We start from the raw sequence: 15,205 nt of genomic DNA on the forward strand, positions 1-15,205 counted from the left end.
ATGCAAAACCTTAAAACAAATTGAACAAGATAATAAACGCCAGCGAGGTGAGCAAAAGTTTGCCCCACGTACCTTAGATCTTGATTTGTTATTATACGATCAACAAGTCATCGAAAGCCCTGTCATTATTCCTAGACCAGAAGTATTGTACAACGCTTTTGTTTTAATGCCACTAGCCGAAATTGCTGGCGGTGACATTCACCCTATTGCCAAAAAGTCTTATCGCACACTTTGGCAAGAATACGACCAAACCCAACAAAATTTGTGGACAATTAACTTTGAGTGGAGCCCTACGGATTTATGACCTTATTTGAGATAATTATCTTAGCGATTATTCAGGGACTAACTGAATTTTTACCTATTTCAAGCTCCGCGCATCTCATTTTGCCTTCAGAGGTATTGGGGTGGAATAATCAAGGAATGGCGTTTGACGTGGCCGTGCATCTTGGCAGCTTGTTAGCTGTGATGATTTATTTTCGACAAGATATTTGGCGCTTGCTCACAGCTTGGCTGCATTCTGGTTTTGGCACTAAACAAACTCAAGATAGCAAATTGGCTTGGTGGGTTATTCTTGCGACCATTCCCGCAATAATATTTGGATTTATTTTTAAAGATTTTTTGGAAGAATACGGTCGTTCTGCTTTAGTCATAGCCACCACCACCATTGTATTTGGTTTGTTGCTTTGGTACGCCGATAAACGAGCAAGTTTAGCTAAAAATATCACTCATATTACCTGGAAAAATGCTTTATTTATTGGAGTCGCTCAGGCCATTGCTATTATTCCCGGTACTTCTAGGTCTGGGATTACTATGACCGCTGGGTTGTTTTTAGGGCTTAATCGCGACAGTGCGGCCAGATTCTCTTTTTTATTATCCATACCTGTCATATTAGGCGCAGGAACCTTAGCGACTCTGGATTTACTAAAAACGCCAGACGCGGTGGATTGGAATGCATTGTTATTTGGGGCTGCGTTTTCTTTTGTTAGTGCATACACCTGTATCTATTTGTTTTTAACTTGGATATCTAAAATTGGTATGTTGCCGTTTGTAATTTACCGCTTATTATTGGGTGGTTTATTGATGCTTTTTGTTTTTTTATAAAGGGACGTTCATATGTCTGAGACCATTTTTACTAAAATTATTAATAAAGAAATACCCGCTGATATTTTATATGAAGATGAATTAGCCCTCGCTTTTAGTGATATTAATCCTCAAGCTCCGATTCATTTTTTAGTTATCCCTAAAAAGCCCATTGTGACTATTAATGATATCGCTCCAGAGGATAAAGCTATAGTCGGACACCTGTATTGGGTGGCAGCGCAAATAGCCAAAGAAAAAGGATTTGCTGAAGATGGGTATCGAGCGGTCATGAATTGTAATGAAAATGGTGGACAAACCGTATACCACATTCATTTGCATGTGTTAGCGGGTAAACCGTTGGGCTGGCCACCTTATCAAGAAAGGCTTAAAGCTAAATAACACGAATTCGATGTAATGGCTCCTTTGGTTTTGACCGACACCTATTTTTTAAAATAGGTGCCTGCAAAACCAAATATTGTCTTAACTTATTCTAATCCTAATATTTTTACACCTTGTTTGAAGTCAATATCTACCGGTATTTTTGCTTTGGTTAATCTATCTAGTTCAGCTTGTAATTGCGGTTTAATTACCCCCATTTCAGCTACTAGTTTGTCAACACCAGCATAGTCTCCATTTCCTTGGAAAGTCAGAATTTGATTTGATAACGTATCTATTGCCTTGCCCATTTTTTGTATATCAACTTTAAAAAAGCCATCGTCGCCTTTACTGAAAGCTTCTGCCTGTTGAAAAAAGTTAAAGCGGATCATATTGGCTTTGCCATGAGCAGAGCTTGCGCCAAAGCGCACAGAACGAAATATACCTGCCATAAAAGTCACGTAATAGTCTTCAAGTTTGCCTTCAGTTATGACTCCTTTTTCAAGCAACTGACGGATCATGTATAAACCTAGAATATCTGCTTTACCTTCTTCTAAAGCTGAAGCATGTTCTTTAAGGGCCTGACGCACTGTACTTTTGCCATCAATAGTATTTTTGATCCCCAGCCCATGTGATACTTCGTGAAACATGGTATTGGCAAAAAACGCGGTAAATGTGATGTGTTTACGCTGACTAGGTGTAATTAGCTGTTCAGCGATAGGCACAAGTATATGGTCGAATTTAGCTTGCATCGCATTTTTTAGTTGTAAACGCCTTGTGCCTTTCTTTAACTGTACTTCTTCGTCATTCGGTAAGTTAATAGCAATTGTTTTGCTTCCCGCATTTGAATGCCCTGCATAATAAATTACATCGTAGGCATTTAAGTCTGCATCTGATCCTGGCATTTCCGCTTTGTATAAATTGTCTACAGGCAACCCCTTTTGCAACTCTGGAAGATATTGTGCGTATTTGGCTAGTTTTTCACTCCAGGCTAAATCCTTAATTAAAACATAGGATTCAAAAGCCGCACGATAACCATAAAGTTGATCTTCGTAGGTTTCGATAGGACCAATAACCACATCAATGGGGTTATTTTTCATGTCCATCCATGCAAAATCTGAAGCTTGATAATTGTCCGTTGTTAAAGCATCAGCTCGCATAGATAAATAGTTTGAGAACTCTTTATCTTCTGCTAATTGAGCTGCTTTTTTAAGTATATTTGCAGCACGTTTTAACTCATCTTGGAAGATCTCAGAGTAGGCCACAGCGGTGAGGTTTCCTTGTTCGTCTCTTGTAACTATTGAATACAAACCTTTCTTGTCTTCAAAGTCCTGTTGTTCAAACTCTTCTTTGGACATGTCACTTGGGTAGAACTGAGCACCATGAGATTTTGCTTCGTATCCCTTGATAAAAGTATTGTCGCCATTTAAACGATCCCATGGTCCATAATTGATCTGGGCAAAACTTCTAACGTTTGGATCGAAAATACCCTCCAAAAATTGTTCTTTACCATCACCAAATGCTTGTTTCCAAAATAAATCATCCATCACTTCTGAGGCTTCTATTAAGAGTTTTAACATTTGTTTTTGATTGAGTGTTAAGTGGTTTAGGTCAGCCGTTAATTCAACGGGGTAATATATATTGAGTCTATTTTGAATACTTTGTTTTGCTAATAAGCTTTTTTCGGACTTTGCTTTGGGTTGCGTCACAGTTGTAGTATTTGTATCAGTGCAACTATAAAAGGCACTGCACATGATTGTAAAAATTGTGCTTGAAACAATTGATTTAGATAATTTTTTCATAAATACCCTGATTCTACTTTTGTTATATATTTTTAGAACATAAAGCCTATTTTTATCCTATTTTTCAACAAAATTATTAGACTAGATGTTATAAACTCGAATATAACAAATAATTAGCATTTAAAGACATTATCCACTCTAGTCAGTGGCAAAAAATATGCTAGCATTTAAAACCTGTCACGTTTTTCCAATTTAGGTGTATTACGTAAATTGAAAACTTTATTGGTCAATTTTTAGATAGGTTGAAAACGCACGGGATTCTATATTTATAACCAGTTGGTTATTGATAAAATAGTATGAGAATAATATAAAAATCGACATGTTATTCTATTTATCACAGGAACAGGTAATTACATGGCTACAGAAAATGCACTATTAACAATATTGGTAGATAAAATAAATAACGACACATTAGTTCTACCGACACTTCCTGCAATAGCGATTAAGGTACGGAGAACCGCTGACGATCCAGATATCAATTTGAATGCTATGGCTGACGTTATTGCACAAGATCCTTCGCTTAGTGCTCGTATGATAAAAATCTCAAATAGTGCGTATTTAGGCCGTGCAGTTAAAGTCACCTCAACTCAACAAGCTGTAACACGTATTGGTTTGCGTCAAATAAAAAATATTTCAACGGCTTTGGCGATGGAACAATTGTTTGTCTCTAAGAATGATGTAGTGAAATCCTACATGGATAAAGTATGGACTGATACTATTGAAGTGGTTGCTTGTTCTATGGCTGCTTTACAAATACATGTAAAACAAACTAAAAACAGAGTGTTGAATTTAGAATCTATGATGTTGGCGGCATTAACGCATAATATTGGGATCTTACCTGTTTTAACTGAAGCAGAAAGACATTCCGAAGTGTTTGCTAACTCAACGTTTTTGGAAGTCGCTATTGAAAAACTTAGCGGAAAGATAGGGGCTAAGATAACTAAGGATTGGGGATTTGAACCTGAGTTTATCGAAGTGTCGTCACATTTTAACGATATGTCTGTTCAATCAGAAAATATTTCTTATTTGGACTTTGTAAGGCTCGGCGCGGCGTTATGTGGCAGACTTGATAGTCATAAGGATGAAGTTTTTGAAAATGCAGTTCAAAAAGGCATTGTGTCAGATTTGGCTGATTTATTAAGTGATGACTTTATTACGTTACGGGACAGTGCTAAACAATTATTTAACAGCTAATCAATTTACTTAATTTTCATGCTGGTGTTATTGGCTTATAACACCAGCATTTTATTTTTACTCTTCTTTGCTTAAGTTAAACATTTCTTTTAGTCGTTCGGCTAGTCTTACAACTTCACCAGACATTAACGCAAAGTTAGCGTCTAATCTGGCTTCCATTTGATCTTTAGGGATGTCATCATTTTGTTCTTTGATTACGTCGGTAAACTTAAGTCGTTTAATACTTAAGTCTTCTTGAATCACTGCCGTTAGCGTTTCACTCCATTCTACAGCTATTTTTTGTACCGATTTACCAGCTTCTAAATGATTCGCAATTTCATCACTATATAAATCTTGGTTTTTAACGCGAACAATGGCGCCATCTTCTTCAAGAGCCTTTAACTCTGCTTCTTCAAGCACAACGATATCGTTTGGTGCTGAATCATCTTTTAACCAAGATGTCAGTTCATTTTGTACCGATTGTCTAGCAATAGGGACAACAGGCAACGAGCCAATTGCTTTACGTAACATGGCTAAAAATGCTTCTGCTTTTCCATCTGCAGAAGAGTCCACAGCAACCAAATTATCTTTTGTGGAAATAAATCCATGGGTAAAACTATTCTTGGTAAATGCTTGTGGCAATAAACGTTGAATGATTTCTTGTTTCATATCTTGTTGGGCTTTTTTGCCAACACTTGAACCTGTTTCAGCTTCAATTTGAGCGACTTTATCGGCAAGTTCAGCGTTCACTACTGTTGCCGGTAATATACGTTCCTGCTTTTTTAGGGTTAACCAAATGCGGCCAGCGGTAGCATGAATTAACGTTTTTCCTTGATTAAAAGGAGAGCCCCAGCCCATCGTCGCTAGCTCTTGACTGCCACAAGGACGGAATTTAAATTCGCCTAATTTGTCTTCTAAATCTTCTTCTGTAATATCGATGTCTTGAGTGAGAGTGTAAAGTTTTAGGTTTTTAAACCACATATAAAAGAGTCCTTCGTAAGAGGCTAGTTGAGTAAGAAAAGAGTGTAAAGAATATCAGGAATTGAAGGTGGCGGCTATGAATTAGCCTGCCATCGTTTGGGAATTGTTACTTAGAGTGGTAGTTCAATTTTGTATTGTAAACCTTCTTCTGGTTGACTAAATACTTCAATTTTACCTTCTAAGGTTTGAGTCACTAAATTAAACATTATATGAGTGCCTAAGCCACTGCCGCCTTTGCCCCTCTTGGTGGTAAAAAATGCGTCGAAATGTTTACTTAGTTTATCTGAATCCAGACCTTTACCGTTATCTGAGTAATCAATAAACAAGCTTCCAGGTTCTTGTTTTATAATTATTGAAATGTGTCCTTTGGTAATGTTTTCAAAGCCGTGAATTAATGAATTCATTATCATGTTAGTGAAAATTTGTGCCAACACGCCTGGAGCACACTGAACAGAAATGTTCTCTGGGCAATTTATATCAATAGTATGTTTGGTTTTCTTAAAATTCGGAGCTAAGGACTGCACAACTTCACTTAAATAGTTACTTACATTTATTTCTCTCACCGCTTCACTGGTTTGGTCTACGGCCACTTGTTTGAAGCTAGAAATTAAGTCAGATGCTCTGTTCAGGTTACTGGTTAAAAGTGTTGCTGTTTGTTGAGCGTCTTCAATAAACGAAGACATAGTGTTACCAGTCAAACTTTTGTCTTGGTAGGCGGCTTCTAGTTTAGATACGCGTTCTTGTAAAAAGCTGGTGGCAGTAATACTGACACCGAGAGGAGTATTAACATCATGGGCAATTCCCGCAACTAAACCACCTAAAGAAGCCATTCTTTCTGACTCAATGAGCTGGTCTTTTGCCATTTGAATGGTTTCCATTGAGTTTGCTAACTCTTTATTTCGATTACGTAATTCATCTTCGATGAATTGCCGGTTCTCATTTTCTTGTCGAAGCTCTCTTTGATTGATCAATAGTTCATCTTTTTGTTGTTCCAGATCAAGCATGATTTTACTGAGAGTGGCCGTTTTCTTTGCAACTTCTTCTTCAAGAGAAATATTTTGTTCGTCTAATCTGTGGTTTGCTTCTTTTAATTCGCTCTGAGTGTCAGAAAGTTTAGATTGAAATACAACCATTTCATCAATGAGTTTGTTGTAGGACGTCTCTAATAGTTTCAACTCGTTGTCATCGGAAATCCCTAAATCTAATTTAGATGACTCAGGATCATCTAAGTGGAAATCGGTAATTTGTTGAGTCAGTTCGTTTAACGGATTAGTTAACATGGTGCGAAAAGCACTCATAAATAAAAATACTAAAAAGCCAGTTTTGAGTATGGCGTTACCAATAAGAAAGAAAATACCCACTTCGATTCGGCTAAAGATAATATCGATACTCGAATACAAGGTGACGTCGCCGACGAGTGAAGTACGACCAGAGAATTCAAATATGAGAGGGAAACTGTAACCAAAGGTTCCACCAGAATGATCTCTTACTACACCTTTTGTAATGGATTCTTCAGAAAGTTGTGAGGTGCGACCTAAATCAGCAATATATTTACTATTTTCATCTCTAATTTGTACCCCTTCAATGATAGGTAATTCCATTAGACCGACAGCAATTGATTTAGCTTGAGGAGTGTTTAATTCCCAAATGGCGCGGGTTAGACTTGTGCTAAAGGTGTTTTTAAGAGTTTTCAGTTCACCTTCTATATGGCTTTTAGCGTTAACGTACTCTGTGAAAATTTGCCCAGCAGTGACGAGAAGTGTAAGTATAAAATAAACAGAAAGTACTCGAGCTAATAGCTTTTTTGATAATCCTTCATTAACGCTAGACATATCTAATTGGCTTCCTTCAGCTAACCATTACGAACATTATACAGAGTATGCGCTTTCAAAAAAATAAACAAGAAGTGTAGTTAAATGATTATTAAAAAGAAATATTTAGTACTATCTGTAACTTAAATGAAGACTTTAATAAAAGTGTCATAATATATCTGAATAATACGTTTCAATTGAAGTATCAAGGAATTACAAGATGGCAAAACGAATATTGTTAGTTGAAGATGAAGCGCCGATTAGAGACATGTTAAAGTTTGTATTAGAACAATCTGGATTTGACGCTATTGAAGCCGAAGATTATCAGGTTGCGCTTGATAAAATTGTAGAGCCCTACCCGGACCTTATTTTATTGGATTGGATGATGCCCGGAGGTTCAGGCATTCAATTGGCTAAAAAATTAAAGCAGCAAGAATATGCTAGAGACATCCCCATTATTATGTTGACGGCTAAAGGTGAGGAAGAGGATAAAATTAGAGGGTTAGAATCTGGGGCAGATGATTACATCACCAAACCTTTTTCGCCAAAAGAGCTGATCGCCCGGGTGAAAGCGGTTATCAGACGAGTAACACCAACTTCAAGTGAAGATGCCATTGAATATAAAGGACTAAAATTAGACCCTGTATCTCATCGCGTGACATCAAATGGCGAACCTATTGAAATGGGGCCTACTGAATTTAAATTATTACACTTCTTTATGACCCATGCTGAGCGCGTGTATAGCCGAGAGCAATTATTAAATAACGTGTGGGGAACCAATGTTTACGTTGAAGATAGAACGGTTGATGTGCATATTCGACGACTAAGGAAAGCGTTGGCTGTGTTTTCCCATGAAAATATGATCCAAACAGTTCGTGGCGCTGGATACCGATATTCTAGCAAAGTGTAAAATAACCAGAGTTAACAAGGATATTTGAGTTATGTACCATAGGTTTATTTGGTTAAAAAGCATTGTAATAATCATCAGTTTTTTAACCGTAACAACAAGTCTAGGGTATTGCTTTGACCATCTTGCCGTAGGCGCCATTTTAGGTGGTGTCACTTTACTTGTGCGGCAATATTGGCGTTTATATCGGTTAAACTATTGGCTTTGGCATAGCAAGAAAATTTCGCCGCCCTCTACTAGTGGTGTGTGGGCTAATATCTATGAAGGCATATACTCTGCAAAACTAATTAATCGTAATAAACGTAAATCGTTAGGTGAAATCATTCATCGTTTCAGGGAGGGGACAGAGGCATTTCCAGATGCCGCAATCGTTCTTGACGCCTCTTCAAAAATTACGTGGTGCAATCGATTAGCTAGGATTGAATTGGGTATTCGCTGGCCAGAAGACACTGGTCTAAACATCGAATTATGTATTCGTGATAATCAATTCACTGAATTTTTACAGCAACAACAATTTGATTTACCTATAGAAATTCAATCTCCTATTAATCCTACAAAAGTATTGGAAATTCGAGCCGTTCCTTATGGTAGTGAACAGCTAATGTTACTTGTTAGGGATGTCACGCGGTTAACTCAAATCGAAAACATGCGTAAGGATTTTGTGGCCAATGTCTCACATGAATTAAAAACACCATTAACTGTGATTAATGGTTATCTAGAAATGATACCTGAAGATGGCAGTATGCCGCAGTCAATGATGTGTAAAGCGATGTCAGAAATGCGTTCGCAATCGTTTCGTATGCAAAGTTTAATAGAAGATTTGTTAGCGTTGTCGCGAATTGAGGCAAGTGCAGAGAGAGCGTTTGAAAAGTTGGTTAATGTGCCGAGTATATTGTGGCAAATTCAAGCTGAAGCAGAAGCGTTGAATAAAGAAAAACAGCACAAAATATTTTTTGATATCTCTCCTATTCTGTATGTTTATGGAATTGAAACAGAGTTAAGAAGTGCCTTTTCAAACTTAATCTTTAATGCCATTAATTATACTCCCGATCAAGGTGTTATTCAGGTGATGTGGGGGTTTGAAGGACAGCAAGCTAAATTCAGCGTAAAAGATAATGGGGAAGGAATTGCAGCCGACCATTTGGAACGTTTGACTGAGCGTTTTTATCGAGTCGATAAAGCACGTTCTAGAACAACGGGTGGCTCTGGGTTAGGCTTGTCAATCGTAAAACATGTCTTGTCACATCATAACTCTGAACTGGTTATTAATAGTACCGTTGGTAAAGGGGCTGAATTTAGTTGTCGTTTTTCCCCTGAGCTAATTTCATTAATTGAGCCAGAAGAGCACACACCAATAACAAATTGAATGTAAACTTTTAGTTTTTGTTTTCTTGATTTATGATGATATTCATATCGTTAAATCAAGGTAGTTTACGTGAAAAAAGGGTTGAGTATTAAAGGTGTCTTTTTAGGGCTCTTAGTCACTTTTTTGATTATTGCTTTAGTTTATCAAAAGAACCTTGTCAGATTGTACACAGCCGTTACCTTGTACGACCAAGATAAAATAGTGCAAAACTTTTTATCTATGTATCAGACTTTTAATGCAACTTACCTTTCTGAAGCTGAGCATAAATATACTTTCCCTCGAGACATTCAACCTTTACCTATTACCTTTGAATTTCAACAAAGTAATTTGTCTTTAAACTCTTTTATTACCGATAGCCAAACCACAGGTTTGTTAGTCATTAAAAATGGCAATATTGTATTTGAGGATTATTGGTTAGGTCACAGTGAAGAAAAACAACATATTTCTTTTTCGGTAGCTAAATCATTTGTGTCGGCTTTGGTAGGTATCGCGGTGGCTGACGGTTCGATAAAGAGTATTCAACAAGCCATTACTGATTACGTACCTGAATTAAAAGGTACTGGGTATGACGGTGTGAGAATTAAAGACATATTACAAATGTCGTCGGGTGTTAAATTTAATGAAGATTATGCTGATTTCTATTCTGATATAAATCGTTTTTCCAGAGCGACTGCTTTTGGTACATCTCTTGATGATTTTTCTGGTTCATTAGAGCGAGAAAGAGAGCCTGGAAGCTTTCACCATTATGTGAGTATTGACACCCAAGTTTTGGGGATGCTGTTAACTCGGGCAACACAGACCAGTCTTACTGAGTATTTAAATGAAAAGCTCTGGCAACCTTTAGGTATGGAGTATCCTGGATATTGGTTGGCAGATGATACTAATATGGAACTAGCTTTAGGTGGTTTAAATTTAACCTTAAGAGACTATGCAAAATTAGGCTGGTTATACCTTAATAAAGGACGTTGGCAGACTCATAATGGGCAAGTGCTGCAGTTAGTGCCAGAACAATGGGTTGTAGACTCTACTACACCTGATGCACCACACTTGTTATCAGGTAAAGGTAATCCATTATCCAGTTCACCTTTAGGGTATGGTTACCAGTGGTGGATCCCTCTTAGTGCTGAGGATGAGTTTGCTGCTCAAGGGATATACGATCAATTTATTTATATTGATCCTGATCAAAACCTTGTGATCGTTAAAAATTCTGCAAACTACAGATATAACGACAAAAGTTTGTTGTGGAAAGAAAAACATTACGCAATGTTTAGGGCTATTAGTCTGCATTTTGCAAACTAATTAAATGTGGAGAGGCTTGTGTTTTATAAAATTTTAGTGGTTTTAAGTGGAATTATTTTTATGTCAGCGATACAAGGGTGCAATACCTCAGAATCAGAATCAGAATCAGAATCAGAATCAGAACAAAACTTCAAACGTATTCAAGCCTTAGATATTACAGCTCCGGTAGCCCCCGTAAAAACTCATAAGACTACATACCATGGGTTAACGTTATCGGATGATTACCATTGGTTAAAAGATCAAGGATACCCTGAAATTGATGATGTACCGGTACTTGATTACTTAAAAGCAGAAAACCAATATTACTCAAATTTTATTACCCCACATAAAACTTTAATAAATACCTTGTTTGAAGAGTTTAAAGGGCGAGAGAATGATCAAGATACCTCAGTACCTTGGCAAAAAAATGGTTATCAATACCGTTGGTATTATCGTGAGGGCGAAAATTACAAAACCTGGGTAAGACAAAAACACGGTAGTTCTATTGAAGAGATCATTTTAGATGAAACAAAGTTATCCCAAGGGTATGAGTATTTTTCTATAGAAGAGTGGGACATCAGTCCAGACAATCGTTACTTAGCCTATGCAGTGGATACTGATGGCAGTGAACGTAGCGTGATCCACATTGTAGATTTGAAAACCAATAAAATGTTGGAGGATAAAATCATCAATGCTGCTGGAGAGGTTACTTTTAGCAAAGATAGTCAAAGTGTCATTTATACCATTTTAGAAAAGGAAAAATGGCGCACGGCTAGTGTTAATCTGCACACATTAGGAACAGCTCAAGAACAAGATTTAGTTTTAGTAGAAGAGCAAGATGAAAGTTATTTTTTGAGCTTTTACCTGACAAGCAGCGAGCGTTATTTAATTATCAAGTCTGGGAATAGGGCACAGAATGATGTGTTGGCTTTTGATTTCAATAATCTGACTCGCCAACCCATAAAACTATCCGATAGAAAACAAAAACAATTACTTACGGTTGATCATGGTAATGAGTACTTCTATTTCTTAAGTAATGATACACACGTAAATTTTAGATTAGCAAAAACTAAAGAAAATTTATCTGAACAAAAACATTGGCAAACTATAATAGCTGGTTCGGATGAACGGTATCTCACGGACATGCAAGTGTTTAAACACTTTGTTGCTGTAAATCAATCAGTGAATGGGTTGGAATCTGTCACTATTTACCCAGAAGGTGAACAGACCTATAACATCCAATTACCAGAAAATGTCGCGAGTGTACGTTTAGGTAATAATCCAGAATTTGATCAATCCCATGTACGCATAAATTATGAGTCCATGATTACCCCCGATAGTGTTTATGATCATTCTGTAAAAGATAAAAATCTTGAATTGAAAAAAGTAAAATCTATCCCTTCTGGGTATGACAAAAATTTGTACCACACCGAGCGATTAATGGCGCCATCTCGAGATGGTATACAAGTCCCGATTACCCTTGTTTACAAAAAAGGATTTAAAAAAGATGCCAGTCAGCCACTTTATTTATATGGTTACGGAGCATACGGCTCAGGAATATCACCGAGCTTCTCAACCACAAGATTAAGCTTGTTAGACAGAGGTTTTGCTTTTGCTTATGCCCATGTTCGTGGTGGAGATGAGTTGGGATATAACTGGTACCTTGACGGAAAACTAGATAAACGTACGAATACATTTAATGACTTTGTTGATGTTGCTACACATTTAATCGATAAAAATTACGTTGCTAAAGGGAATATTTCAATTGATGGCCGCAGTGCTGGTGGTGAATTGATGGGAGCGGCAGTTATTCAAGCTCCCGAATTATGGCGTTCGGTTAATTTAGGTGTGCCTTTTGTAGATGTGTTAAATACTATGTTAGACGCAAGCCTGCCTCTTACACCTCCAGAATGGGAAGAGTGGGGGAACCCCATTGAAGATAAAGGTGTCTACAAATTAATAGAAAGTTATTCCCCTTACGATAATATCAAAGCCACTGAATATCCTCCAATGTTGGTCACAGGTGGATTAAATGATCCCCGAGTAACTTATTGGGAGCCTGCTAAATGGACGGCCAAAATGCGAGCCAATAAAACTGACAACAATTTATTGGTTATGCGCATTAATATGGGGGCTGGACACTTTGCCAATACCGGACGTTATGGGCGTTTAAAAGATTATGCTGAAGAGTATGCTTTTACTCTGTTATCTCATGAAATAACAGAGTAATACCATATTTGTTATGCAGTGATTGCCACTAAGTAACGTATGTAACGTATGTAACGTATGTAACGTAAGTGGCAATTGATTTAAGGCTGATACTTTTTCTAATGTTGGTCTTTTAAGTTATCTAACATACTAGAAAGTTGCTCTCGCCAATGTACGGTTTGTAAACCCGATACACTCTCAGCCGATTGTTTATCGATCACGGAAAAATTAGGTCGTTTGGCTGGAGTAGGATACTGGCTGGCGGGTATAGCAGATATGGGAATCGCTGTTTCTAACATGCCTTTTTCTATTGCTAGTTCTTGGATTGCCACCGCAAAGTCATACCATGATGCCACACCGGCATCTGTCCAGTGAAATAAGCCAGATACATGTGGTTTTTGTACGACTTCCCACAACCATTTGGCTAATCCTGCTGCCCAAGTTGGCGTTCCCACCTGATCATACACTATACCAAGGCTAGGTTTTTCAGCCATTAACCTAAGCATGGTTTTTACGAAGTTGTTTCCGTGAGCAGAGTATACCCAAGCGGTTCTAACAATTAAGGCATGAGGTAGAGAGTTCATGATAGCAATGTCACCTGCTAGTTTAGATGCACCATAAACATTAATTGGGTTCGTTTTATCACAAACTTGATAAGGCGTTGTTTTGTTTCCATCAAATACAAAATCAGTTGATACATGTAATAAGCGTATATTGTTTTGTTTGCACGCTAATGCCAAAAATCTAACTCCGTCATGATTAACTGAGTAGGCTTTATCTTGGTCTGTTTCTGCTTTATCAACAGCTGTGTAAGCAGCTGCATTTATTACAATGTTAGGTTTGTGTTGCGCCAAAACATTGGATACTAATTCTTGATTAGTGATGTCTAGATCTTGGCTATTTAAGCTAACACATTCAAATCCAGAAGGTAGGTTTTGAGTAAGCTCCCAAGCTAACTGACCACCTTTACCTGTAATTAACACTTTCATTTAAAACTTGTCCTTAAAGGAATTTAGGGGCTTCAGAAAAAGCAATTCCCTCTGCGTCTTTGGCTGATAAGTTAGGTTGTTCGTCATTGACTAGTGGCCAATCGATTTTTAAGCTCGGGTCGTTCCAACAAATAGACACTTCCGCTTGCGGGTGATAATAGTCTGTACATTTATAAACAAACTCCGCAGATTCGCTAGTCACATAAAATCCGTGAGCAAATCCAGCTGGAACCCAAAGTTGTTTATGGTTTTGTGCTGACAATTCAACACCTACCCATTGTCCAAAAGTAGAAGATGATTGTCTTAAATCAACAGTTACGTCGAAAACACTACCTTGAGTAACGCGCACTAACTTTCCTTGGGTATGCTCTGTTTGGTAATGCAGTCCACGTAGAATACCTTGAGCGGATTTACTGTGGTTATCTTGTACTAACTCTTTTATACCTGTTTGTTGAGTGAAAAAATCTGAACGAAAGGTTTCCATAAAGAAACCCCGCTCATCGCCAAATACTTTGGGTTCAAAAATTAATACATCGTTAAGTTTTGTCTTTGTCACTTGCATTTATTTATACCCTTGAGCAAGTTTCAATAAATACTGCCCATAACCCGTTTTATGCAAGTTGTTGCCTTGCTCTATTAATTGTTCGCTTGTTATCCAACCTTGGTTGTACGCAATTTCTTCTATACACGCGACTTTCAAACCTTGGCGATGTTCAACTGTTTGTACAAAATGACCTGCTTCTAATAGAGAATCATGGGTTCCTGTATCTAACCAAGCAAAGCCTCGCCCTAATAAGGATACATTGAGGCTGTTTTGTTGCATGTAAGTCACGTTAATATCGGTGATTTCTAACTCACCTCTAGAGGATGGTTTAATGCTTTTGGCAATATCAACAACATTGTTATCATAAAAATATAAGCCAGTTACGGCATAGTTAGACTTTGGGACTGCTGGCTTTTCTTCGATACTGACTGCTTTTCCATTGTCATCAAAATCGACTACACCAAACCGTTCAGGGTCATTAACATGATAGCCAAAAACAGTTGCACCAGATTCTACTTGTGTTGCTGCTTTTAGTTTGTCTGAAAAATGTTGACCATAAAATATATTGTCGCCTAATACTAAGCTAACGTTGTCTTCTCCAATAAACTCTTCACCTAAAATGAATGCTTGCGCTAAACCGTCGGGTGAAGGTTGAATCGTATAACTAATGTTGATACCAAAAGAACTACCG

General features: G+C 37.5%; 14 protein-coding genes. 8 read left to right on the top strand and 6 right to left on the bottom strand.

The window, feature by feature from the left end; genetic code table 11:
• From folK to ACSHXM_RS17445, 3 genes are all read left to right on the top strand, one after another.
• Positions 1–304: 2-amino-4-hydroxy-6-hydroxymethyldihydropteridine diphosphokinase (gene folK / locus ACSHXM_RS17435; RefSeq protein ID WP_435690847.1), on the top strand; the 304-nt coding region annotated here is incomplete at its 5' end.
• Positions 301–1,101 carry an undecaprenyl-diphosphate phosphatase gene (locus tag ACSHXM_RS17440; RefSeq protein ID WP_435690849.1) on the top strand — a complete coding sequence of 267 codons (801 nt, stop codon included), beginning with the start codon at positions 301–303 and terminating at the stop codon, positions 1,099–1,101. The genes folK and ACSHXM_RS17440, both read left to right, overlap by 4 nt.
• A gap of 12 nt (positions 1,102–1,113) precedes the next feature.
• Positions 1,114–1,479, top strand: coding sequence for a histidine triad nucleotide-binding protein (locus tag ACSHXM_RS17445; protein ID WP_435690850.1), 366 nt, complete (start codon positions 1,114–1,116; stop codon positions 1,477–1,479).
• An 86-nt stretch (positions 1,480–1,565) separates the two neighbouring features.
• Here the strand turns inward: ACSHXM_RS17445 and ACSHXM_RS17450 are convergent, their stop codons facing one another.
• Positions 1,566–3,257, bottom strand: coding sequence for a dipeptidyl-peptidase 3 family protein (locus tag ACSHXM_RS17450; protein WP_435690852.1), 1,692 nt, complete (start codon positions 3,255–3,257; stop codon positions 1,566–1,568).
• A 354-nt stretch (positions 3,258–3,611) separates the two neighbouring features.
• Between ACSHXM_RS17450 and ACSHXM_RS17455 the strand changes: the two genes are divergently transcribed.
• Entirely contained in the window at positions 3,612–4,451 is an 840-nt protein-coding gene (locus tag ACSHXM_RS17455) for an HDOD domain-containing protein (RefSeq protein ID WP_435690854.1), read from the top strand.
• Positions 4,452–4,508: 57 nt separating this feature from the next.
• Here the strand turns inward: ACSHXM_RS17455 and rdgC are convergent, their stop codons facing one another.
• Positions 4,509–5,411: a recombination-associated protein RdgC gene (gene rdgC, locus ACSHXM_RS17460; protein ID WP_435690856.1), complete on the bottom strand. Its 903-nt coding sequence runs from the start codon at positions 5,409–5,411 to the stop codon at positions 4,509–4,511.
• A 110-nt stretch (positions 5,412–5,521) separates the two neighbouring features.
• The gene (locus ACSHXM_RS17465) at positions 5,522–7,243 is read right to left on the bottom strand and encodes an ATP-binding protein (RefSeq protein WP_435690858.1); all 1,722 of its coding nucleotides are present in this window, start codon (positions 7,241–7,243) and stop codon (positions 5,522–5,524) included.
• A gap of 199 nt (positions 7,244–7,442) precedes the next feature.
• On the opposite strand from ACSHXM_RS17465, the gene phoB reads away from it, so the two are divergent.
• The 4 genes from phoB to ACSHXM_RS17485 all read left to right on the top strand — a co-directional run bounded on the left by phoB (position 7,443) and on the right by ACSHXM_RS17485 (position 13,002).
• Positions 7,443–8,132 (top strand): phosphate regulon transcriptional regulator PhoB, encoded by a 690-nt coding sequence (gene phoB, locus ACSHXM_RS17470; protein WP_435690860.1) that lies wholly within the window; start codon positions 7,443–7,445, stop codon positions 8,130–8,132.
• A gap of 31 nt (positions 8,133–8,163) precedes the next feature.
• Positions 8,164–9,495: a phosphate regulon sensor histidine kinase PhoR gene (gene phoR / locus ACSHXM_RS17475; RefSeq protein ID WP_435690862.1), complete on the top strand. Its 1,332-nt coding sequence runs from the start codon at positions 8,164–8,166 to the stop codon at positions 9,493–9,495.
• Between the two features lie 69 nt (positions 9,496–9,564).
• Positions 9,565–10,794 (top strand): serine hydrolase domain-containing protein, encoded by a 1,230-nt coding sequence (locus tag ACSHXM_RS17480; protein ID WP_435690864.1) that lies wholly within the window; start codon positions 9,565–9,567, stop codon positions 10,792–10,794.
• Positions 10,795–10,854: 60 nt separating this feature from the next.
• A complete protein-coding gene (locus tag ACSHXM_RS17485; RefSeq protein WP_435690866.1) occupies positions 10,855–13,002 on the top strand; it encodes a S9 family peptidase in 2,148 nt (715 codons plus the stop codon).
• Between the two features lie 98 nt (positions 13,003–13,100).
• Here the strand turns inward: ACSHXM_RS17485 and rfbD are convergent, their stop codons facing one another.
• The 3 genes from rfbD to rfbA all read right to left on the bottom strand — a co-directional run.
• Positions 13,101–13,970, bottom strand: coding sequence for a dTDP-4-dehydrorhamnose reductase (rfbD, locus tag ACSHXM_RS17490; protein WP_435690868.1), 870 nt, complete (start codon positions 13,968–13,970; stop codon positions 13,101–13,103).
• Positions 13,971–13,983: 13 nt separating this feature from the next.
• Positions 13,984–14,532: a dTDP-4-dehydrorhamnose 3,5-epimerase gene (gene rfbC / locus ACSHXM_RS17495; protein ID WP_435690870.1), complete on the bottom strand. Its 549-nt coding sequence runs from the start codon at positions 14,530–14,532 to the stop codon at positions 13,984–13,986.
• Positions 14,533–15,205: glucose-1-phosphate thymidylyltransferase RfbA (rfbA, locus tag ACSHXM_RS17500; protein ID WP_435690872.1), on the bottom strand; the 673-nt coding region annotated here is incomplete at its 5' end. It abuts the gene before it with no gap.

This window comes from Paraglaciecola sp., from assembly GCF_051252315.1.
Lineage (GTDB): Bacteria > Pseudomonadota > Gammaproteobacteria > Enterobacterales > Alteromonadaceae > Paraglaciecola.